A 21,109-nucleotide genomic window follows, 5' to 3' on the forward strand; every position below is an offset into this window, starting at 1 on the left:
CCCCAGCCTAATGGTCATGGCCGCCACTGGACCCCTGGCGGCCACCGTCCGGCCGCCGGGGTGTCGGGATCAGCCCCGTGAGCGCGGTGCCCGCACCCCCCGCGAGCAGCGCCTCGCGCACCCGCAGGAAGTGCCCGAGCGGGTCGTCGGAGACCAGCGTCCAGGGGAAGGAGGTGGCGTACGGGCCGATCAGGGCGGCCTGTTCGCGGGCGTCGTCCCAGCGCTCCAGGCGCAGCAGCACGTAGAGCAGCTTGTTGCGGACCTCGGCGGGCCACGGGTCGGCCGCCGGGAGACGCCCGGAGAGGTCCGCCGCGCGGTCGGCGGCCGCGTCGAGGCGGGTCCTGCCCACCTCGGGGCCGCACAGGTCCGTCAGATAGCCGAAGGCGGCCCGCACGGGCAGCGCCTGCACGAGGGAGTCCGCGGGCGCGTCCTGCGCGGCGCGCTCGGCGAAGTCGAAGCACTCGCCGTGCGAGCCGTGCCAGAAGGTGCCGAGATAGCGCAGTGCGGCGACATGGCAGCCGTAGTGGTGCGGGGCACGGCGTACGGCCGCCTCCCACAGCTCCTCGAAGTAGCGGTGGCCCGCCTTCGAGCCGCGCGCGTGGTCCAGCGCGATCCGCCAGGGCACCGGGTCGCGGTCGTCGGCGCGGGCGGCGGCGGTGATCAGCGGGCTCACCGCGCGCAGCAGCTCGGCCCGGGCGGGGGAGTACCAGACGCGGTCCACCGCGAGCTGGGCGGCCACGAGCAGCGCGCCCGGGTCGTCGGGGGCTGCCGCGCGCCACGCGTCGAACCACTCCGGGCGCGCGTGGGCGAAGGCGGCCAGGCGCCGCGCGTAGCCGTCCCGGTCCTCCCAGCGCCCCGCCGCGCGGGTGGCGGCGAGGAGGGCGGCGGCGGGTGCGTACTCACCGCGCGCGGCGGCGACGAGCACGGGGGAGAGACGGTCGTCCGGCGCGTCGAGGACGGCGTCGTCGGCGGCCGGGGTGGGGCCGACCGGGCGCGCGGCGCGTCGTGTCATCCGGGTGGGGCGGAGGAACGCGGGCAGTGGAACCATGGTGTCGACCATTGAAAGTCCGCAGGTCGCGGCTGCGCCAGAGGGTTGGGGCAAGTCGTGGAAGGTTGTATCACGTCAGGTCAAGAACCGGTAAAAAGGTGACTTCTGCGGTCTTGTCCGGAGCCCGCTGAAATGTCGGTTCCCCTCACGCGCCCCACCCGCCTCCGCCGTACCGCCGCTCACCCCCGGCGCAGCAACCGCGTCGCCCCCGCAGCCACCGCCGTCGCCAGCACCCAGCCCAGCAGGATCAGCGCCGCCGCGAGCCACGGCCAGCCCCCGCGCAGCCGCCACTGGCCCGCCATCCCGAGGTCCACCACCGGCAGCAGCAGATCCAGGGTGAACAGGGCAGGGCTCCAGGCGGGATGCGCGTCCGGGTCCATCGGATGGTGCCCGGCGTGCCGGAACGCCAGCGTGCCCGCCGCCCACAGCACCGCCATCCACACCGCCGCCCGCCCCGGCCGGTAGCCGTACGCCACCGCCCAGTCCTGCGCGTAGCCCCAGAGCTTGGCCGCCAGCGGCAGCGTCTCGCGGCGCCTGCGCTGCTTGGCCAGCAGCACCTCGCGGGCGTCCTCGTCCTCCCCGGCCGCCCGCAGCACCGCCGCAAGACGCTCGTACGGCTCCGGGTGGTACTCGGCGGTCGCCGCCGCCACCCAGTCCAGGCGCCGGGTCAGCGGGAACGGTCCCCTCGGCACCAGGTTCTCGTACGCGAAACCGCCCATCTGGAGGTTGCCCGGCTCCGGCCAGCTCCCCGCGTGGTCCACCAGGTTCACGATCCGGGCGCCCGAGAGCACCACGCGCCCGCGCGACAAACGGTCCCCGAGGAAACGCAGCTCGGGCGTCTGCACCCGGCGCAGCGACACCTCCTGGTCGTCACCGAGCACGAACCGCGCCCGCTCCAGGTCCACCGCGTCCCCGAACCGCCCGTCGTCCAGACGCACCCCGCCCCGGCACTCGAAGGACTGCACCCGGGTCCCGCGCGCGGGCGTGGTCCCGCTCAGCAGCGGGCTGCCCACCCCGGCCGGGGTCATGTACAGCGTGCGGCCCACCGTGAGCTGCGGGGCGTTCAGCGCGCGCCGCGCGTACGGATTGACCAGCCGTGCCCCGCGCAGGCTCAGCGACACCCCGACCGTCGCGCCGCGCAGGCTCAGCTCGCCGTACGACTCCAGCATCTCCGCCTGGAGGTCCTGGCCCACGCTGATGCCGTCCCCGGCGAGGGAGCGCCCGCTGCGGTCCCGGTGCGCGACCGCCTGGTTGAGCAGCAGATCGGTGCCGATCTGGGCGTCGGTCAGCCGCAGCCCCTCGCGGAAGCGGCAGCGCGGCAGATGGAGGTCGCCCTCGGTGTGCACCCGGGCAGCCTCCAGGCGCGGCACCGCGCAGTCCACCAGGCGCAGCGTCGTGAAGTGCGCCTCCGGCATCCGGACCTCGTCGTCGAAACGGCAGCCGCGCAGCTCCACGTACGGCGTGATCGTGCCGCCCGCCACCTCCAGCGTGCCGGTGATCCGCACCCCGGACAGCTTCAGCGCGGACACCCGCCCCGCGAGCGCCGGTGGCCCGTCCAGCAGCAGCCAGGACACGATCCGCGCCCGCACACTGCGCCCAGGACCCCACACATAGTCGCCGTGCGGATCGTCCACGGCGGCGTCCCCGCAGGTCAGGTCGTACAAACTGCCGTCACGGAACGCCTGCCACATGCCCGCCTCGGCGGGGGTCAGGTCCTCCGGCAGGCTCACCGTGCCCTGTCCGGACCCATCGGTCACAGCGGCCCCCTCTTCGTCCTCGGCCACCCGTACGCCGCTGATGCCCGCCCGGTGACCTCCGCAACACACCACGTGACGACGTTCCGGCCACGCTCTGTACCCTCCGTTGTCCCACGAGTCGTATCAGCCACTGATACGCGCGGACGGCCCGCTGCGGCGGTCTGAGAGAATTGGGACTGTGATCTCCCGAATCGATCTGCGCGGCGACGCCCTCCCCGAGGGTCCCGCCCTGCGCGACCTGCTGCCCCGAGCCGACTTCGACGTCTCGGCCGCCCTGGAGAAGGTGCGTCCGATCTGCGAGGCCGTGCATCATCGTGGCGACGCGGCACTGATCGACTTCGCCGAGAGGTTCGACGGAGTACGGCTGGAATCCGTCCGTGTCCCCGCCCAGGCGCTCACCGACGCGCTCGACGCCCTCGACCCCGCCGTGCGCGCCGCCCTGGAGGAGTCCATCCGCCGCGCCCGCATGGTCCACCGCGCCCAGCGCCGCACCGACCACACCACCCAGGTCGTGCCCGGCGGCACCGTGACCGAGAAGTGGGTGCCCGTCGACCGGGTCGGGCTCTACGCGCCCGGCGGACGCTCGGTCTACCCCTCCTCCGTGATCATGAACGTGGTGCCCGCGCAGGAAGCCGGGGTCGAGTCCATCGCGCTCGCCTCGCCCGCGCAGGCGGAATTCGGCGGACTCCCGCACCCGACGATCCTCGCCGCCTGCGCCCTGCTCGGCGTGGACGAGGTGTACGCGGCGGGCGGCGCCACCGCCGTCGCGATGTTCGCCTACGGCACCGAGTCCTGCGCGCCCGCCAACATGGTCACCGGCCCCGGCAACATCTGGGTCGCCGCCGCCAAGCGCTTCTTCACCGGAAAGATCGGCATCGACGCCGAGGCGGGTCCGACCGAGATCGCGGTCCTCGCCGACGACACCGCCGACCCGGTGCACGTCGCCGCCGACCTGATCAGCCAGGCCGAGCACGACCCGCTGGCCGCCGCCGTCCTGGTCACCGACTCGGTCGCGCTCGCCGACGCGGTCGAGGCGGAGCTGAAGACGCAGGTCGCCGCCACCAAGCACATCGACGACCGGATCGTGCCCGCGCTCAACGGGCAGCAGTCCGCGATCGTCCTCGTGGACGGCGTCGAGGAGGGGCTGCGGGTCGTCGACGCGTACGGCGCCGAGCACCTGGAGATCCAGACCCGCGACGCCGCCGCCGTCGCCGACCGCGTGCGCAACGCGGGCGCGGTCTTCATCGGCCCCTGGGCGCCCGTCTCCCTCGGGGACTACGCCGCCGGGTCCAACCACGTGCTGCCCACCGGCGGCTGCGCCTGCCACTCCTCCGGTCTGTCCGTGCAGTCCTTCCTGCGGGGCATCCACATCGTGGACTACACGAAGGACGCCCTCGCCGAGGTCGCCCACCACGTGGTGACGCTCGCGGAGGCGGAGGACCTGCCCGCGCACGGCGCGGCGGTCAAGGCGAGGTTCGGGTGGAAGGTACCGACGACCAAGTGACCGGCATCGACGATCTCCCCGTACGGGACGAGCTGCGCGGCAAGTCCCCCTACGGCGCGCCCCAGTTGGACGTCCCCGTCCGGCTGAACACCAACGAGAACCCCTACCCGCTGCCCGAACCGCTCGTCGAGCGGATCGCGGAGCGGGTGCGCGAGGCAGCCCGGAACCTGAACCGCTACCCCGACCGGGACGCGGTCCAGTTGCGCACCGAACTCGCCAAGTACCTGACCAAGACCGGCCATTACGCCCTCGGCACCGAGAACGTCTGGGCGGCCAACGGCTCCAACGAGGTCATCCAGCAACTGCTGCAGACCTTCGGCGGACCCGGTCGCACCGCGATCGGCTTCGAGCCGTCGTACTCGATGCACGCGCTCATCGCGCGCGGCACCGGCACCGGCTGGATCTCCGGACCGCGCGGCGCGGACTTCACCATCGACCTGCCCGCCGCCGAGCGCGCCATCGCCGAGCACAAGCCCGACGTCGTCTTCATCACCACCCCCAACAACCCCACGGGCAACGCGGTCCCGCCCGAGACGGTCCTCGCGCTGTACGACGCGGCGCAGGCGGCGAAGCCGTCCATGGTGGTCGTGGACGAGGCGTACATCGAGTTCAGCCACGGCGACTCGCTGCTGCCGCTGCTGAAGGGCCGCCCGAACCTCGTGATCTCGCGGACCATGTCCAAGGCGTTCGGCGCCGCCGGGCTGCGGCTCGGCTATCTGGCCGCCGACCCCGCCGTGGTGGACGCCGTCCAGTTGGTGCGGCTGCCCTACCACCTGAGCGCCGTCACCCAGGCGACCGCGCTCGCCGCCCTGGAGCACACCGACACCCTGCTCGGCTATGTCGAGCAGCTCAAGACCGAGCGGGACCGCCTGGTCACCGAACTGCGCGCCATCGGTTACGACGTGACCGAGTCCGACGCCAACTTCGTGCAGTTCGGCCGCTTCACGGACACCCAGGCGGCGTGGCGCCGCATCCTCGACCACGGCGTCCTCGTCCGGGACAACGGCGTCCCCGGACGGCTGCGGGTGTCGGCCGGCACCCCCGAAGAGAACGACGCGTTCCTCGACGCGGTACGGGACTTGAAGAAGGAGCTAGACGCATGAGCCGCACAGGCCGCGTGCAGCGCACCACCAAGGAGACCTCGGTCCTCGTCGAGATCGACCTCGACGGCACCGGCAAGACCGACATCGCCACCGGCGTCGGCTTCTACGACCACATGCTCGACCAGCTCGGCCGCCACGGTCTGTTCGACCTCACCGTGAAGACCGACGGCGACCTGCACATCGACACCCACCACACCATCGAGGACACCGCCCTCGCGCTGGGTGCCGCCTTCAAGCAGGCGCTCGGCGACAAGGTGGGCATCTACCGCTTCGGCAACTGCACGGTCCCGCTGGACGAGTCCCTCGCCCAGGTCACCGTCGACCTCTCCGGACGCCCCTACCTCGTGCACACCGAGCCCGAGAAGATGGCGCCGATGATCGGCGAGTACGACACCACGATGACCCGGCACATCCTGGAGTCCTTCGTCGCCCAGGCACAGATCGCGCTGCACGTCCACGTGCCCTACGGGCGCAACGCGCACCACATCGTGGAGTGCCAGTTCAAGGCGCTCGCCCGTGCCCTGCGCTACGCCAGCGAGCGCGACCCGCGCGCGGCCGGCATCCTCCCCTCCACGAAGGGCGCGCTGTAACCCATGACCGGTCTGTCCACCCTGCTGATCGTCGTCGGACTGTTCCTGGTCGGCGGCATCATCTCCTTCGTCAAGCAGAAGATGCCCACCAGCCTGATCGTGCTGGTCTCCATCGGCGCGGCCATGTGCCTGGTCGCGGGCGTCATGCGGCTGGGGGTGTGGAGTTGAGCGACGCGAAGAAGGTCGTGGTCTTCGACTACGGCTTCGGCAACGTCCGCTCCGCCGAGCGCGCGCTGGCGCGCGTCGGCGCCGACGTCGAGATCACCCGTGACTTCGACAAGGCGATGAACGCCGACGGGCTGCTGGTGCCCGGCGTCGGCGCGTTCGCCGCCTGCATGGAGGGCCTGCGCGCGGCGCGCGGCGACTGGGTCGTCGACCGGCGCCTGGCCGGTGGCCGCCCGGTGCTCGGCATCTGCGTCGGCATGCAGATCCTCTTCGCCCGCGGCATCGAGCACGGCGTGGAGACCGACGGTCTGGACGAGTGGCCCGGCACGGTCGGTCCGCTCAAGGCCGAGGTCGTCCCGCACATGGGCTGGAACACCGTCGACGCGCCCGCCGACTCGCGGCTCTTCGCGGGGCTCGACCCCGAGGACCGCTTCTACTTCGTGCACTCCTACGCCGTGCAGGACTGGGAGTTCGAGCAGCTCAACGCGGCCATGACCCCGCCCGCGGTGACCTGGTCGACCTACGGCGGTCCCTTCGTGGCCGCCGTGGAGAACGGCGCCCTGTCCGCCACCCAGTTCCACCCCGAGAAGTCCGGCGACGCCGGTGCCCAGCTCCTCACCAACTGGATCGGAACCCTCTAAGACCATGGCCAAGCTCGAACTGCTCCCCGCCGTCGACGTCCGCGACGGCCAGGCCGTACGCCTCGTGCACGGCGAGTCCGGCACCGAGACCTCCTACGGCTCCCCGCTGGAGGCCGCCCTCGCCTGGCAGCGCGCGGGCGCGGAGTGGCTGCATCTGGTCGACCTGGACGCCGCGTTCGGCACCGGGGACAACCGGTCCCTGATCGCCGAGGTCGCGCAGGCGATGGACATCAAGGTGGAGCTGTCCGGCGGCATCCGCGACGACGACACCCTCGCCGCCGCCCTCGCCACCGGCTGCACCCGCGTCAACCTCGGCACCGCCGCCCTGGAGACCCCCGAGTGGGTCGCCAAGGTCATCGCCGAGCACGGTGACAAGATCGCGGTCGGTCTGGACGTACGCGGCACCACCCTGCGCGGCCGGGGCTGGACCCGCGACGGCGGCGACCTCTACGAGACGCTCGCCCGCCTGGACCGCGAGGGCTGCGCCCGCTACGTCGTCACCGACATCGCCAAGGACGGCACCCTCCAGGGTCCCAACCTGGAGCTGCTGAGGAACGTCTGCGCGGTCACCGACCGCCCGGTCGTCGCCTCCGGCGGCGTCTCCTCGCTGGACGACCTGCGCGCCATCGCCGACCTCGTGCCGCTCGGCGTCGAGGGCTCCATCGTCGGCAAGGCGCTCTACGCCAAGGCGTTCACCCTGGAAAAGGCGCTCGCGGCGGTGGACCGGTGAGCGACGTACGCCGTGTGAACACCGGCGCGCCCTGGGAGGAGCAGTTCGGCTACTCCCGCGCGGTGGAGCTGCCGAACGGACTGGTGCTGGTCTCGGGCTGCACCTCCATCGTGGACGGGCAGATCGCCGGGGGCGGTCCGTACGAGCAGGCCGTCAACGCCTTCAACGTGGCGCTCGGTGCGCTGAAGCAGGTGGGTCTCGGGCGCGACGATGTGGTGCGCACCCGTATGTACATCACCCATGCACGGGACGTGGACGATGTGGGACGCGCCCACAAGGAGCTGTTCGACTCCGTCCGGCCCGCCGCATCCATGATCATCGTTTCCGGTCTCGTGGACCCCAGCCTGGTCGTCGAGGTCGAGGTGGAGGCGTTCCGAGGAGTGTCCGCATGAGCCTGGCCGTACGCGTGATCCCCTGCCTGGACGTGGACAACGGGCGGGTCGTCAAGGGCGTCAACTTCCAGAACCTGCGCGACGCGGGCGACCCGGTGGAGATGGCGAAGGTCTACGACGCCGAGGGCGCCGACGAGCTGACCTTCCTGGACATCACCGCCTCCTCCGGCAACCGGGAGACCACCTACGACGTCGTGCGCCGCACCGCCGAGCAGGTCTTCATCCCGCTCACCGTGGGCGGCGGCGTCCGCACCGCCGAGGACGTGGACAAGCTGCTGCGCGCGGGCGCGGACAAGGTGGGCGTCAACACCGCCGCCATCACCCGCCCCGACCTCATCCGCGAGATCGCGGAGCGGTTCGGACGCCAGGTGCTGGTCCTCTCGGTGGACGCCCGCCGTACACCGTCCGGCTCCTTCGAGGTCACCACGCACGGCGGTCGCCAGGGCACCGGCATCGACGCGGTCGAGTGGGCGCACCGGGCCGCCGAGCTGGGCGCGGGCGAGATCCTGCTCAACTCGATGGACGCGGACGGCACGAAGGACGGCTACGACATCGAGATGCTGGCCGCCGTCCGCAAGCACGTCTCCGTCCCGGTGATCGCCTCGGGCGGCGCGGGGGCGCTGTCCCACTTCGCCCCTGCCGTCGAGGCGGGTGCGGACGCGGTCCTCGCGGCATCGGTCTTCCACTTCGGGGACCTGCGGATCGGGGACGTGAAGCGGACGCTGCGGGAGGCGGGGCACCCCGTGCGGTGACGCTGCGCTGGGCTTCGGCAGATGCGAAAGGAAAGTTGCGCAAGATTTATTGTGCAAGTTTCCTTTCGCATCTACAGTCGTGCTCATGGCAAGCAAGGAGAACCGGCGCATCACCGACGTGGGCACCCTCAAGGCGCTCGCGCACCCGCTGCGAGCCGACCTGTACCGGCTGCTGTGCGTGGAGAACGTCGCCACCGCGTCCCGGCTCGCCGAGCACGTGGACGAGGCCGTGTCCCTGGTCAGCTATCACCTGCGCAAGCTCGCCGAGCACGGCCTGATCGAGCAGGCGGAGCCGCAGACCGGTGACGCCCGCGAACGCTGGTGGCAGCCGTCGTCGGACGGCGTGAGCATCCGGGACGAGGACTTCCGCGGCGAGCCCGCCAAGGCCGCGGCGCACCTCGCCGCCGCCCGCCTCTTCCACGAGCAGCGAGCCGACCTCTACCGGCGCCACCTCGACGAACGCCCGACCTGGTCCGCCGAATGGGCCGCCGCCTCCGGCGACAGCGAAGCCCTGATGCGCCTCACCGCTCCCGAACTGGAGCGGCTCCGCGAGGAGCTGACCGAGGTCGTCAGGAAGTACGACGAGAAGGGCAGGGCGGCCGAGGCGTCCGGCGACACCGAAGGGCGCGAGAACGTCGCGCTGTACGTGTACGGCTTCCCGTTCCGCGTCTGAGAAGGACACCGACTTGACCACCGTCACCGCCCCGCCCGTCGCGGACCGCCCCGCCCACCGCGACCCCAACGTCCTGCGCTGGCTCGGTGCCTACGCCTCCTCCATGGTCGGGGACAACGTCTTCTACCTCGCTCTGTCCTGGGCCGCAGTGCGCGCCGGGAGCCCCGCGGAGGCGGGGATCGTGGTGTCCGTCAGCGCGCTGCCGCGTGCCGTGCTGATGCTGGGCGGCGGAGTGGTGGCCGACCGGTTCGGACCGCGCCGGGTCGTCATCGGCAGCGACACCGTGCGCTGCGCCGCCGTCCTCGCGGTGGCCGCGCTGCTGTTCCTCGCCCGTCCCGGACTGTGGCCGCTGGCCGCGCTGGCGCTGCTGTTCGGCGCCGTCGACGCCGTGTTCGTCCCGGCCGTGGGCGCCCTCCCGGCCAGGATCACCGCCCGGGACCAGCTCACCCGGGTCCAGGGGATGCGCGGGCTCGCGAACCGCTTCGCCTCCGTCGTCGGCGCCCCGCTCGGCGGCATCGGCATCGCGGCGGGCGGCGCGGCGGCAGCCTTCGGTCTGGCCGGGGCGCTCATCGCGATATCGGTGCCGCTGCTGGTCTCCGTACGGATACGGGGGCTGTCCGGCACGGCCACAGCGCACCCGGACGCCGTAGCCACCGAGGTCGAGGACGCGGAGGCGGCGGCGGGGGAAGCCGTGGCCACCGTGCCGCTCGGACCGCCCCCGCCGAAGGCGCCCGAGACCGCCCGCCGGACCGGCGCCGCCGCCTGGCACGACCTGCGCGCCGGGCTCGCCTACATCCGCCGCCACCGTGTCCTCGGCCCGCTCGTGCTGGCCATCGCGCTCGGCGACCTCGGATTCGTCGGACCGCTGAACATCGGGCTGACCCTGCTGGCCGACCGGCGCGGCTGGGGAGCCTCCGGGATGGGCTGGGTGCTCGCCGGGTTCGGGGTCGGGGCGGGCGCCGTCTCGATGCTGCTCGCCGTGCGAGGGAGGCTGCCCCGCGCCGGACTGGTCACGGGGAGCGCCTGCGTGGCCGGTGCCGTCGCCGTCGGGGCGCTGGGTCAGGCGTCCGCGCTGCCCGCCGCCGTCGGCATCGCCCTGCTCATCGGACTGCTCGCGGGACTCAGCGGAGCCCTGTGCGGGGCGCTGCTGCAGACCCAGGGCGACCCCGCCTACCTCGGCCGGGTCACCTCCGTCGCCAGCCTGGTCAGCCTCGGCATCGCCCCGCTGAGCATGCCGTTCGCCGCCGCCGCGATCGGCGCCTGGGGCACCGGACCGGTGTACGCCGTCAGCGCCGCCGTCTGCGGACTCGGCGGAGTCGTCGTCCTCGCCTTCCCCGCGCTGCGCCGCGCCGAGCTGCCCCGCTGACCCGCGCCGGACCGCCCCGCCGCCCGGTCAGGGGATCGGCTGGGTGAGCTGGATCAGATTGCCCACCGTGTCGTCCAGGACCGCCGCCAGCATCGGACCCTGGACGGTCGGGGGGTGCGGGAAGCGCACCCCGAGACCGCGCAGCCGCTCGTACTCCGCGAACAGGTCGTCCACCGCGAAGACGATGCACGGCAGTCCCGCCTCGTACAGCGCCGCACGGTACGGCTCCGCGATCGGACCGCCGCCGGGCTCCAGGAGCAACTGGAGGTCCGGCTGGGCACCGTCCGGCGCCCCCACCGTCACGAACAGCGCGCCCTCGCCGAGGTCCACGTGCAGCCGCGTCTCGAAACCCAGCACCTCCGTGTAGAAGGCGTGCGCCCGCTCGACGTCGTCGACGTACACCCCGGTCATCGCGACCTTGATCACGGCGGCGGGTCCGGGTCTCAGATGCCGAGCTGCCGCGACTCGTGCAGCTTGGCGATGGCGTCCGGGTCGCCGTCCAGGACCACCTTGGCCGCGTCCTGCCGTCCGAAGACGAACATCAGCAGCTCGGCGGGCTCCCCGGTCACCGTCACCACCGGCGCGCCCTTGTGCGCCACCACCGTCTGCCCGTCCGGGCGGCGCAGCACCAGCCCGGTCGGCGCCTTGCGCCCGGCGAGCCGGGCCGTGCGCTCCAGGCGCGACCACAGGGTGTCCTGGAACACCGGGTCCAGCTCGCGCGGGCTCCAGTCGGACTGGGCGCGGCGCACGTCCTCGGCGTGGACGAAGAACTCCACCGTGTTCGACGCCTCGTCCACCTGCTTCACGGAGAACGGCGAGAGCTTCGGCGGACCCGTCCGGATGAGCTGGATCAGCTCGGAGTACGGCTTGGCGGAGTACTCCTCCATCACCCGGTCCAGACGGGGCGCGAGCTGCTTCACGAACTGGCCGGCGACCGCGTCCGGGCGCCGCTCGCGCACCACCACATGGGCGGCCAGCTCCCGCGTCGTCCAGCCCTCGCACAGCGTCGGGGCTTCCGGTCCTGCGGTTTCCAAGAGGTCGGCGAGCAACAGCCGTTCACGCTTGGCGAAGGTCGACATGGGCTCAGCCTACGACCATACGGAAGGACCGCGCAGCGGACACGGACCGTGACGCGCCGCCCCGCACGGCACAATGGCACCCATGACCCGTACGACCGGCAGCCCACGCCCCAGCGGCCTCGACCCGGAGATCGCCGCCCGCCTCAAGCGCGACCGCGACGGACTCGTGCCCGCCATCGCCCAGCAGTACGACACCGGCGAGGTACTGATGCTCGGCTGGATGGACGACGAGGCGCTGCACCGCACCCTGACCACCGGCCGCTGCACGTACTGGTCCCGCAGCCGCCAGGAGTACTGGGTCAAGGGCGACACCTCAGGGCACGTCCAGCTCGTGAAGTCCGTCGCGCTGGACTGCGACGCCGACACCCTGCTGGTCAAGGTCGACCAGACGGACGCCGCCTGCCACACCGGCGACCGCACCTGCTTCGACGCCGACGTGCTGCTGAAGGGGGAGGAGCAGTGAGCACCCCCACCGCCATGGACCTCGACACCTTCCGCAAGCTCGCCGCCGACCGGCGCGTCATCCCCGTCACCCGCAAGCTCCTCGCCGACGGCGACACCCCCGTCGCCCTCTACCGCAAGCTCGCCGCCGAACGCCCCGGCACCTTCCTGCTGGAGTCCGCCGAGAACGGACGCTCCTGGTCGCGCTACTCCTTCGTCGGCGTCCGCTCGGCGGGCACCCTCACCACGCGCGACGGCGAGGCGCACTGGCTCGGCACCCCGCCGGTCGGCGTCCCCACCGACGGCGACCCGCTCGCCGCCCTGCGCGCCACCCTCCAGGCACTGCACACCCCGCACCAGGAGGGTCTGCCGCCCTTCACCGGAGGCATGGTCGGCTACCTCGGCTACGACATCGTCCGCCGCCTGGAGAAGATCGGACCCGGCGAGCGCGACGACCTGAAGCTCCCCGAGCTGACCATGCTCCTGACCAGCGACCTCGCGGTGATGGACCACTGGGAGGGCTCGGTCCTGCTGATCGCCAACGCGATCAACCACAACGACCTCGACACCGGCGTGGACGAGGCGTACGCCGACGCGGTCGCCCGGCTCGACGCCATGGAGGCGGACCTCGCCCGCCCGGTCGCCCAGCCCCCGGCCGTGCTGCCGCCCTCCGAGCTGCCCGAGTACACCGCGCTGTGGGGCGGTCCCGACTTCCAGGAAGCCGTGGAGGACGTCAAGGAACGCATCCGCGCGGGCGAGGCGTTCCAGGTCGTCCCCTCCCAGCGCTTCGAGACGCCCTGCACCGCGAGCGCCCTGGACGTGTACCGGGTGCTGCGGGCCACCAACCCGTCCCCGTACATGTACCTGTTCCGCTTCGACGGGTTCGACGTGGTCGGCTCCTCGCCCGAGGCGCTGGTCAAGGTCGAGGACGGGCGCGCCCTGGTGCACCCCATCGCGGGCACCCGGCACCGGGGCGCCACCCCGCAGGAGGACCAGGCGCTCGCCGACGAGCTGATGGCCGACCCCAAGGAGCGCGCCGAGCACCTGATGCTGGTCGACCTCGGGCGCAACGACCTCGGGCGGGTCTGCGAACCCGGCTCGGTGGAGGTCGTCGACTTCATGTCGATCGAGCGCTACTCCCACGTGATGCACATCGTCTCCACGGTCACCGGCAAGGTATCCGGCGGGCGCACCGCCTTCGACGTGCTCACCGCGTGCTTCCCGGCGGGCACCCTCTCCGGCGCCCCCAAGCCCCGCGCGATGCAGATCATCGACGAACTCGAGCCCTCCCGGCGCGGTCTGTACGGCGGCTGCGTCGGCTACCTCGACTTCGCGGGCGACTCCGACACCGCCATCGCCATCCGCACCGCCCTGCTGCGCGACGGCACGGCGTACGTGCAGGCCGGAGCCGGGATCGTCGCGGACTCCGACCCGGTCGCGGAGGACCAGGAGTGCCGCAACAAGGCAGCCGCGGTGCTCCGCGCCGTCCACACCGCCAACCGGCTCGGCACCGTCTGACGCCTTTCCGGTGAACCCCGGGTGCATGATCGCCCGGGGTTCAGGCGATAGTGGAGTACGTGACTGCCGTACCTCACCCCCGTACCGAAGCCGCCGCGCCCGCCCGCTCCAGCCGGCGCAGCCTCGCCGCGGCCCTGCTGTTCGGCGCGCTCGGCGCCGCCGTGGCGCTGCTCGCGACCCGGCAGCGCTGGTCCGAGGGCACCGCGACGGTGGCCGGCGGCACCTTCCCGCTGACCGCCAGGGGCAGCGACGTCACCGGAGTCCCGGCGGCGCTCGCCATCGTGGGTCTGGCCGCGCTGGTCGCCGTCTTCGCGGTCCGCCGGGCCGGACGCCTCGCCGTCGCCGGGCTGCTCGCGCTCTCCGGCGCGGGCATCGTCGCCGCCGCCCTCGCCGGAGCCTCCGACGGCTCCGCGCTGGACGAGAAGGCCGCCCAGACCACCGGCGACACCTCGGCCACCGTCGCCGCCCTCACCCACACCGGCTGGCCCTACGTCGCCGCCGTCGGCGGCGTGCTGATCCTGCTCGCCGGGGTGCTCGCCCTGCGCTACGGCCGCCTGTGGCCCGCGATGTCCGGGCGCTACGAGCGCGGCACGCAGCGCCCCCGGCGCACCGCGCGCTCGGTCGACCCCGAGCGCCCCGAGGAGATGTGGAAGGCACTGGACCGGGGCGAGGACCCCACCGGCGGCTGACCCCCGCAGGGGGTGTGGCCGACCAGTGTGGCCAACCAGACTCGACCCCCGCGTCGGACGCCCGCCCGCGTGCGGGACAATGGGCACCGGGCGTCCGGCCCGTACCGACCGGCGGCCTTCAAAAACGTACGTCACGTACACAGCAGCTAGGAGCAAGTCATGGCGGGCAGCAGCCACGGTCACACCCCGGCCGCCTGGACCGGTGTCATCATCGCCTTCATCGGTTTCTGCGTCGCGGGCGCCTTCACGGTGATGGCCCAGCCGCTCGGCTTCTGGGCCGGTCTGGTGATCGTGGTCCTCGGCGGTGTCGTCGGCATGATCATGCGCTCGATGGGTCTCGGCCAGCCCAAGGGCAGCGGCCAGATCACCCACCTGACCGCCACCACGACCCGCGAGCCGGTCACCGCCGAGAGCTGACCGCCCCGGCACACCGCACCCGAGGGGCGGCCCAGGCACCACGACGTGCCGGGCCGCCCCTCGCGCGTGCCCGGGACCGTCCCGCGCGGGTGGCTCCCCGTCCCGCGCGCCCGCGCACCCCGCGCGGCACAATGCCAGCGTGAACGCCGACATCCCGGCCGCTCCCGGTCGCCCGCGCCCCTCCGCCGCCCCCGCCCCCCTGTGGCGGCGGCTCGCCGCGCCCGTCGGGGCGCTCGTGGCCGTGGCCGGGGCGTTCGGCTACGTCGGTGCCGTGGACCCGAATCAGCCCGGGCACTACCCGGTCTGCCCGCTGTACGCGCTCACCGGGCTGTACTGCCCCGGCTGCGGGGGGCTGCGCAGTGCGCACGCCTTCGTTCACGGCGACCTCCTGGGCGCGCTGCGCGACAACGCGTTCGGGGTGGTCGCCTACGCCGCCTTCGCCGTGCTGTGGACCGTGTGGGCCGTCCGGGCGGCACGCGGGAAGCCGCTGCGGATCGACGTCGCGCCCGCCGTGCTGTGGGTGGGCGGGGGCGCTCTGCTGGCGTTCACCGTCGTCCGGAACCTGCCGTTCGGTGGCTGGTTGCATCCTTGATCAACTACGAATGTCCAGGTAATGGGACCGCCGCGCACCGGATGCGAAGTCAGGCACCTCCTGCGGATACCATCGCAGTGACCACGGGTTTTCGAACCCCGCAGGCTTAACCGCCTGATCTTCACGACCGTCTGGAAGGGGGCCGCTCGCGTGAGTGTGCTCGACGAGATCATCGACGGAGTCCGGGCCGACCTCGCGGAGCGCCAGGCACGCGTCAGCCTCGACGAGCTCAAGGAGCGTGCCGCCAAGGCTCCCGCCGCCAAGGACGGGGTGGCCGCGCTCAAGGGCGACGGCGTCAAGGTCATCTGCGAGGTCAAGCGCTCCAGCCCCTCCAAGGGCGCGCTGGCCGCCATCGCGGACCCGGCGGGACTCGCCGCCGACTACGAGGCGGGCGGTGCCTCCGTCATCTCCGTCCTCACCGAGCAGCGCCGCTTCGGCGGCTCGCTGGCCGACCTGGAGGCGGTCCGCGCCCGCGTGGACATCCCGGTGCTGCGCAAGGACTTCATCGTCACCTCGTACCAGCTCTGGGAGGCGCGCGCCTACGGTGCCGACCTCGCGCTGCTGATCGTGGCCGCCCTGGAGCAGCCCGCTCTGGAGTCCCTGATCGAGCGCGCCGTCTCCATCGGTCTCACCCCGCTGGTCGAGGTGCACGACGAGGACGAGGTGGAGCGCGCCGTGGACGCGGGCGCCCGGATCATCGGCGTCAACGCCCGCAACCTCAAGACCCTCGAGGTCGACCGCAACACCTTCGAGCGCGTCGCCCCGGAGATCCCCGACGAGCTCGTCAAGATCGCCGAGTCCGGCGTCCGCGGTCCCCACGACCTCATCGCCTACGCCAACGCCGGTGCCGACGCCGTCCTGGTCGGCGAGTCCCTGGTCACGGGCCGCGACCCCAAGACCGCGGTGGCCGACCTGGTGGCGGCGGGCGAGCACCCCGCGCTGCGCCACGGCCGGGGCTGACCACCCGGTAGGCTGACACCGATGAACAAGACCCTGACCACCGTGGACCGGCACGCGCGCCTCGCGCGCGGCTGCCGCCCGAGGGGCTGCCGCGCCCCGGCCCGCAGGGTCCACGGCCGCAGGGTCAGGTACCACATCGGCGCCGAGCCCGGCCAGATCAACGGCATGCGATGGCGACAGCCGACCTGTAGGGGCGCGGGGCTCCGATCGATCATGCGGCTCCGCCGCGTGGGCGCGACCAGCCACTAACGGTCCGCAGCCAACAACGAATCCCCGCCCCCACGGCGAATAGTGTCTTTTCACACGCACTCACCGTGAGGTACTGGCATGCCCAGCAACTACTTCTTCCCTGACCCGGAGGGTCAAGTCCCCACCGCCGAGGGATACTTCGGCGCCTTCGGCGGCAAGTTCATCCCGGAGGCACTCGTCGCCGCCGTGGACGAGGTCGCCGTCGAGTACGAGAAGGCCAAGCAGGACCCGGAGTTCGCCCGCGAACTGGACGACCTCATGGTCCACTACACCGGCCGCCCCAGCTCCCTGACCGAGGTCCCCAGGTTCGCCGAACACGCCGGTGGCGCCCGCGTGTTCCTCAAGCGCGAGGACCTCAACCACACCGGCTCGCACAAGATCAACAACGTGCTCGGCCAGGCCCTGCTCACCAAGCGCATGGGCAAGACCCGTGTCATCGCGGAGACCGGCGCCGGACAGCACGGCGTCGCCACCGCCACCGCCTGCGCCCTGTTCGGTCTCGACTGCACCATCTACATGGGCGAGATCGACACCGAGCGCCAGGCACTCAACGTGGCCCGGATGCGCATGCTCGGCGCCGAGGTCGTCGCCGTGAAGTCCGGCAGCCGCACCCTGAAGGACGCCATCAACGAGGCGTTCCGCGACTGGGTCGCCAACGTCGACCACACCCACTACCTGTTCGGCACCGTCGCGGGACCGCACCCCTTCCCGGCGATGGTCCGCGACTTCCACCGCGTCATCGGCGTCGAGGCACGCCGCCAGATCCTGGAGCAGGCGGGACGCCTGCCCGACGCCGCCATCGCCTGCGTCGGCGGCGGCTCCAACGCCATCGGCCTCTTCCACGCCTTCATCCCCGACACGGACGTACGCCTCATCGGCTGCGAGCCCGCCGGACACGGCGTGGAGACCGGCGAGCACGCGGCCACCCTCACCGAGGGCGAGCCCGGCATCCTGCACGGCTCCCGCTCCTACGTCCTCCAGGACGAGGAGGGCCAGATCACCGAGCCGTACTCCATCTCGGCGGGTCTCGACTACCCGGGCATCGGTCCGGAGCACGCCTTCCTGAAGGACTCCGGGCGCGGCGAGTACCGCGCGGTCACCGACGACGAGGCGATGCAGGCGCTGCGGCTGCTCTCGCGCACCGAGGGCATCATCCCGGCCATCGAGAGCGCCCACGCGCTCGCCGGTGCCCTGGAGGTCGGCAAGGAGCTGGGCCCGGACGGGCTGATCGTCGTCAACCTCTCCGGGCGCGGCGACAAGGACATGGACACCGCCGCCCGCTACTTCGGCCTCTACGACACCGACGCCGAGGTGGCCGCCGACCAGACCGACACCGCCGAGATCGAGGGGGACGCCAAGTGAGCGGGAACGTACAGCTTCTGTCGGACACCCTCGCCGCCGCCAGGGCCGAGGACCGCGCCGCGCTCATCGCCTACCTCCCGGCCGGGTTCCCGACCGTGGACGGCGGCATCGAGGCGATCAAGGCGGCCTTCGACGGCGGCGCCGACGTCGTCGAGGTCGGGCTGCCGCACAGCGACCCGGTCCTGGACGGTCCGGTCATCCAGACCGCCGACGACATCGCGCTGCGCGGCGGCGTGAAGATCGCGGACGTGATGCGCACGGTCCGCGAGGCGCACGCGGCCACCGGCAAGCCGGTGCTGATCATGACGTACTGGAACCCCATCGACCGCTACGGCGTCGAGCGGTTCACCGCCGAGCTGGCCGAGGCGGGCGGCGCGGGCTGCATCCTGCCCGACCTGCCGGTCCAGGAGTCCGCGCTGTGGCGCGAGCACGCCGACAAGCACGGTCTCGCGACCGTCTTCGTGGTCGCCCCGAGCAGCAAGGACGAGCGGCTCGCCCGGATCACCGCGGCGGGCAGCGGCTTCGTCTACGCCGCCTCGCTGATGGGCGTCACCGGCACCCGCGAGTCGGTCGGCGCGCAGGCCCAGGACCTGGTGGAGCGCACCCGCGCGACCAACGGCGACCTGCCCGTCTGCGTCGGGCTCGGCGTCTCCAACGCGGCCCAGGCCGCCGAGGTGGCGGGCTTCGCCGACGGCGTGATCGTCGGCTCGGCCTTCGTCAAGCGGATGCTGGACGCCCCGGACGAGGCGGCGGGCGTCGAGGCGGTCCGTGCGCTCGCCGCCGACCTGGCGAAGGGCGTGCGCGGCACGGTCTGAGCCGTCGCCCCCACGGGCACGACAACCCCACGGTCACTCGAACGGGTGGACCTACGGCCGGGGAGGCGCAATGCGCCTCCCCGGTTCGTTCTGGGGGTGTGAGCGAGAAGAACCGTGACGGAAAGCGCAGTGCCCGGCAGAAGATGGCGGCGGAGCGCGAGAAGCAGAAGTCCGCGGAGAAGCGGCGCCGGGCACTGATCGTGGGCGCGAGCGTGGTGTGCGTCCTCGGCCTCGCCGCGGTGATCGGCGTCATCGCCGCCAACGCGGGCAAGGACAAGACCAGCAAGGACGCGGGTCCGGTCGTGGCCCCCTCCGGTGCCCAGGGCAAGGACAGCCTCGCGATCCCGGTCGGCAAGGACGGCGCCAAGTCGACGCTCACCGTCTGGGAGGACTTCCGCTGCCCCGCCTGCCAGGCGTTCGAGACGCGGTACCGCCCGGTGCTGCACGAACTGACGGACGCGGGCAAGCTCCGCGTCGACTACCACCTGGTCCGTCTGATCGACGGCAACCTCGGCGGCAGCGGCTCCCTGCGCGCGGCCAACGCCGCCGCCTGCGCGCAGGACGCGGGCAAGTTCCGCGACTACCACGACGTGCTCTACGCCAACCAGCCCGAGGAGTCGGACGACGCCTTCGCGAGCGACGACAAGCTGATCCAGCTCGCGGGCAAGGTCAAGGGGCTGGACACCCCGGCGTTCCGCTCCTGTGTGAAGGACGGCACGCACAACAGTTGGGTCAACCGCTCGCACAAGGCGTTCGAGGCGGGCAAGTTCGGCGGGACGCCCACCGTCCTGTTCGACGGCAAGAACATCTACCAGGACCAGTCCATGACCCCGGAGAAGCTCAAGCAGATGGTGGAGGCCAACGACCGAGGGTGAGCCACGTTTCTCACCTGCCCGTTATGGAGCCGTAGCCCGGTCGCCCGGCCTCCGCGCGGCCCGGCACGGTAGCGTCGACCCTGCCATGGATATTGCCTACATTCCCAGCCCGTCGCGCGGGGTGCTGTACCTCGGCCCCATTCCGCTGCGCGGTTACGCCTTCTGCATCATCATCGGCGTCTTCGTCGCCGTCTGGCTCGGCAACAAGCGCTGGGTCGCCCGGGGCGGTCGCGCCGGCACGGTCGCCGACATCGCCGTGTGGGCGGTGCCCTTCGGCCTGGTCGGCGGACGGCTCTACCACGTGATCACGGACTACGAGCTGTACTTCAGCCCGGGCCGGAACTGGGTGGACGCCTTCAAGGTCTGGGAGGGCGGCCTGGGCATCTGGGGCGCGATCGCGCTCGGCGCGCTCGGTGCCTGGATCGGCGCCCGCCGCCGGGGCGTCGCGATGCCCGCCTACGCCGACGCCGTCGCTCCCGGCATCGCCTTCGCGCAGGCCATCGGTCGCTGGGGCAACTGGTTCAACCAGGAACTGTACGGCCGCGAGACCCATCTGCCCTGGGCCCTGCACATCACCTCCTCCGAGGGCGGCCGGGTGCCGGGCTACTACCACCCGACCTTCCTGTACGAGTCGCTGTGGTGCGTCGGCGTCGGCTTCCTGGTCATCTGGGCCGACCGCCGCTTCAAGCTGGGCCACGGTCGCGCCTTCGCGCTGTACGTCGCCGCCTACTGCGTGGGCCGCGGCTGGATCGAGTACATGCGGGTGGACGACGCCCACCACATCCTGGGTCTGCGGCTCAACGACTGGACCGCGCTGATCGTCTTCCTGCTCGCGGTGACGTACATGATCCTCTCGGCGCGGACGCGTCCGGGGCGTGAGCCGGTCGTGGAGGCGGGCGCCGCGGAGGACGCCGAGGGCGCCGAGGCGGTCGAGGCGAAGGACGACGCGCCCGAGGGCGACAAGCCGGAGGGCAAGGAGAAGGGCAAGGGCGTCGGCACAGGCAAGGGCGAGGCGAAGCCCGAGGACGGCGTGGCCAAGTCCGAGCCGTCCGAGCAGTCCGAGAAGGCCGAGTCCGAGGACACCGCCGACGCGGCGCCCAAGGTCGACATGGCCAAGGACACCGCCGAGGCCAAGAAGGGCTGACGCGCACCAGGCACGCGGAGGGGGCCCCCGGGGTTCCCCCGCGCCCCCCCCCCCGGGGGGGGCCCCCCACCCCCCCCCCCCCCCGGGCCCCCCGGCCCCCGCCCCCCCCCCCCGCCCCCCCCCGGGCCGCGCGGGGGGGGGGGGGGGGGGGGGGGGGGGGGGGGGGGGGGGGGGGGGGGGGCGGGGGGGGGGCGGCGCCCGGGCGGGGGGGCTGTTGCGGTGGTGCCGGGCACTGCCGCACCTGGCC

At 72.7% G+C, this 21,109-nt stretch carries 25 protein-coding genes; 21 read left to right on the forward strand and 4 right to left on the reverse strand.

Features of this window, described 5'->3' with window-relative positions; all coding sequences use genetic code 11:
* Positions 1-7: 7 nt before the first annotated feature.
* Both IF655_RS28560 and IF655_RS28565 read right to left on the reverse strand, forming a co-directional pair.
* Complete coding sequence (locus IF655_RS28560; protein ID WP_199588038.1) at positions 8-1,060, reverse strand: hypothetical protein; 1,053 nt, start codon at positions 1,058-1,060, stop codon at positions 8-10.
* Between the two features lie 167 nt (positions 1,061-1,227).
* Positions 1,228-2,805, reverse strand: a complete 1,578-nt coding sequence (locus IF655_RS28565) for an oxidoreductase (RefSeq protein WP_199588039.1) — start codon at positions 2,803-2,805, stop codon at positions 1,228-1,230.
* Positions 2,806-2,983: 178 nt separating this feature from the next.
* Here IF655_RS28565 and hisD point away from each other — a divergent pair, with 178 nt between their 5' ends.
* The 10 genes from hisD (at position 2,984) to IF655_RS28615 (ending at position 10,721) form a co-directional block, all read left to right on the forward strand.
* Positions 2,984-4,309 (forward strand): histidinol dehydrogenase, encoded by a 1,326-nt coding sequence (gene hisD / locus IF655_RS28570; protein WP_199588040.1) that lies wholly within the window; start codon positions 2,984-2,986, stop codon positions 4,307-4,309.
* Positions 4,306-5,412 (forward strand): histidinol-phosphate transaminase, encoded by a 1,107-nt coding sequence (locus IF655_RS28575; protein WP_199588041.1) that lies wholly within the window; start codon positions 4,306-4,308, stop codon positions 5,410-5,412. The genes hisD and IF655_RS28575 overlap by 4 nt, the downstream gene beginning before the upstream one ends.
* Positions 5,409-6,002, forward strand: a complete 594-nt coding sequence (gene hisB / locus IF655_RS28580; protein WP_026248532.1) for an imidazoleglycerol-phosphate dehydratase HisB — start codon at positions 5,409-5,411, stop codon at positions 6,000-6,002. The genes IF655_RS28575 and hisB overlap by 4 nt, the downstream gene beginning before the upstream one ends.
* A gap of 3 nt (positions 6,003-6,005) precedes the next feature.
* Positions 6,006-6,170, forward strand: coding sequence for a hypothetical protein (locus IF655_RS28585; RefSeq protein WP_018545636.1), 165 nt, complete (start codon positions 6,006-6,008; stop codon positions 6,168-6,170).
* Complete coding sequence (gene hisH, locus IF655_RS28590) at positions 6,161-6,808, forward strand: imidazole glycerol phosphate synthase subunit HisH (RefSeq protein ID WP_199588042.1); 648 nt, start codon at positions 6,161-6,163, stop codon at positions 6,806-6,808. Before IF655_RS28585 ends, hisH begins: the two co-directional genes overlap by 10 nt.
* A 4-nt stretch (positions 6,809-6,812) precedes the next feature.
* Entirely contained in the window at positions 6,813-7,538 is a 726-nt protein-coding gene (gene priA, locus IF655_RS28595) for a bifunctional 1-(5-phosphoribosyl)-5-((5-phosphoribosylamino)methylideneamino)imidazole-4-carboxamide isomerase/phosphoribosylanthranilate isomerase PriA (RefSeq protein WP_199588043.1), read from the forward strand.
* A complete protein-coding gene (locus IF655_RS28600; RefSeq protein ID WP_199588044.1) occupies positions 7,535-7,930 on the forward strand; it encodes a RidA family protein in 396 nt (131 codons plus the stop codon). The genes priA and IF655_RS28600 overlap by 4 nt, the downstream gene beginning before the upstream one ends.
* The gene (hisF, locus tag IF655_RS28605; protein ID WP_199588045.1) at positions 7,927-8,682 is read left to right on the forward strand and encodes an imidazole glycerol phosphate synthase subunit HisF; all 756 of its coding nucleotides are present in this window, start codon (positions 7,927-7,929) and stop codon (positions 8,680-8,682) included. The genes IF655_RS28600 and hisF overlap by 4 nt, the downstream gene beginning before the upstream one ends.
* A gap of 85 nt (positions 8,683-8,767) precedes the next feature.
* Complete coding sequence (locus tag IF655_RS28610; protein ID WP_199588046.1) at positions 8,768-9,355, forward strand: helix-turn-helix domain-containing protein; 588 nt, start codon at positions 8,768-8,770, stop codon at positions 9,353-9,355.
* A 13-nt stretch (positions 9,356-9,368) separates the two neighbouring features.
* Positions 9,369-10,721, forward strand: a complete 1,353-nt coding sequence (locus IF655_RS28615) for an MFS transporter (RefSeq protein ID WP_242488973.1) — start codon at positions 9,369-9,371, stop codon at positions 10,719-10,721.
* A gap of 27 nt (positions 10,722-10,748) precedes the next feature.
* Here IF655_RS28615 and IF655_RS28620 read toward each other — a convergent pair whose 3' ends face one another.
* Both IF655_RS28620 and IF655_RS28625 read right to left on the reverse strand, forming a co-directional pair.
* Entirely contained in the window at positions 10,749-11,147 is a 399-nt protein-coding gene (locus IF655_RS28620) for a VOC family protein (protein ID WP_199588047.1), read from the reverse strand.
* Positions 11,148-11,164: 17 nt separating this feature from the next.
* Positions 11,165-11,800: a TIGR03085 family metal-binding protein gene (locus IF655_RS28625; protein WP_199588048.1), complete on the reverse strand. Its 636-nt coding sequence runs from the start codon at positions 11,798-11,800 to the stop codon at positions 11,165-11,167.
* An 82-nt stretch (positions 11,801-11,882) separates the two neighbouring features.
* Between IF655_RS28625 and hisI the strand changes: the two genes are divergently transcribed.
* The 11 genes from hisI (at position 11,883) to lgt (ending at position 20,862) form a co-directional block, all read left to right on the forward strand.
* Positions 11,883-12,263, forward strand: coding sequence for a phosphoribosyl-AMP cyclohydrolase (gene hisI / locus IF655_RS28630; RefSeq protein ID WP_199588049.1), 381 nt, complete (start codon positions 11,883-11,885; stop codon positions 12,261-12,263).
* 14 nt (positions 12,264-12,277) lie between these two features.
* Positions 12,278-13,759, forward strand: coding sequence for an anthranilate synthase component I (locus tag IF655_RS28635; protein ID WP_199588060.1), 1,482 nt, complete (start codon positions 12,278-12,280; stop codon positions 13,757-13,759).
* A 50-nt stretch (positions 13,760-13,809) separates the two neighbouring features.
* A complete protein-coding gene (locus tag IF655_RS28640) occupies positions 13,810-14,448 on the forward strand; it encodes a TIGR02234 family membrane protein (protein ID WP_199588050.1) in 639 nt (212 codons plus the stop codon).
* Between the two features lie 159 nt (positions 14,449-14,607).
* On the forward strand, positions 14,608-14,865 hold the full coding sequence (locus tag IF655_RS28645) for an HGxxPAAW family protein (protein WP_199588051.1): 258 nt from the start codon (positions 14,608-14,610) through the stop codon (positions 14,863-14,865).
* A gap of 139 nt (positions 14,866-15,004) precedes the next feature.
* Positions 15,005-15,457, forward strand: coding sequence for a DUF2752 domain-containing protein (locus tag IF655_RS28650; RefSeq protein WP_374100415.1), 453 nt, complete (start codon positions 15,005-15,007; stop codon positions 15,455-15,457).
* 150 nt (positions 15,458-15,607) lie between these two features.
* On the forward strand, positions 15,608-16,417 hold the full coding sequence (gene trpC, locus IF655_RS28655; RefSeq protein ID WP_199588052.1) for an indole-3-glycerol phosphate synthase TrpC: 810 nt from the start codon (positions 15,608-15,610) through the stop codon (positions 16,415-16,417).
* A gap of 21 nt (positions 16,418-16,438) precedes the next feature.
* The gene (trpM, locus tag IF655_RS28660) at positions 16,439-16,666 is read left to right on the forward strand and encodes a tryptophan biosynthesis modulator TrpM (protein WP_199588053.1); all 228 of its coding nucleotides are present in this window, start codon (positions 16,439-16,441) and stop codon (positions 16,664-16,666) included.
* A gap of 78 nt (positions 16,667-16,744) precedes the next feature.
* Positions 16,745-18,028, forward strand: coding sequence for a tryptophan synthase subunit beta (trpB, locus tag IF655_RS28665; RefSeq protein ID WP_199588054.1), 1,284 nt, complete (start codon positions 16,745-16,747; stop codon positions 18,026-18,028).
* Entirely contained in the window at positions 18,025-18,843 is an 819-nt protein-coding gene (trpA, locus tag IF655_RS28670) for a tryptophan synthase subunit alpha (protein WP_199588055.1), read from the forward strand. The genes trpB and trpA overlap by 4 nt, the downstream gene beginning before the upstream one ends.
* Positions 18,844-18,941: 98 nt before the next feature.
* Entirely contained in the window at positions 18,942-19,718 is a 777-nt protein-coding gene (locus tag IF655_RS28675; protein ID WP_199588056.1) for a thioredoxin domain-containing protein, read from the forward strand.
* A gap of 85 nt (positions 19,719-19,803) precedes the next feature.
* Positions 19,804-20,862 (forward strand): prolipoprotein diacylglyceryl transferase, encoded by a 1,059-nt coding sequence (lgt, locus tag IF655_RS28680; protein WP_199588057.1) that lies wholly within the window; start codon positions 19,804-19,806, stop codon positions 20,860-20,862.
* Positions 20,863-21,109: the final 247 nt, after the last annotated feature.

It is taken from the genome of Streptomyces sp. DSM 110735, assembly GCF_016482685.1.
In the GTDB taxonomy this organism is placed as follows: Bacteria; Actinomycetota; Actinomycetes; order Streptomycetales; family Streptomycetaceae; genus Streptomyces.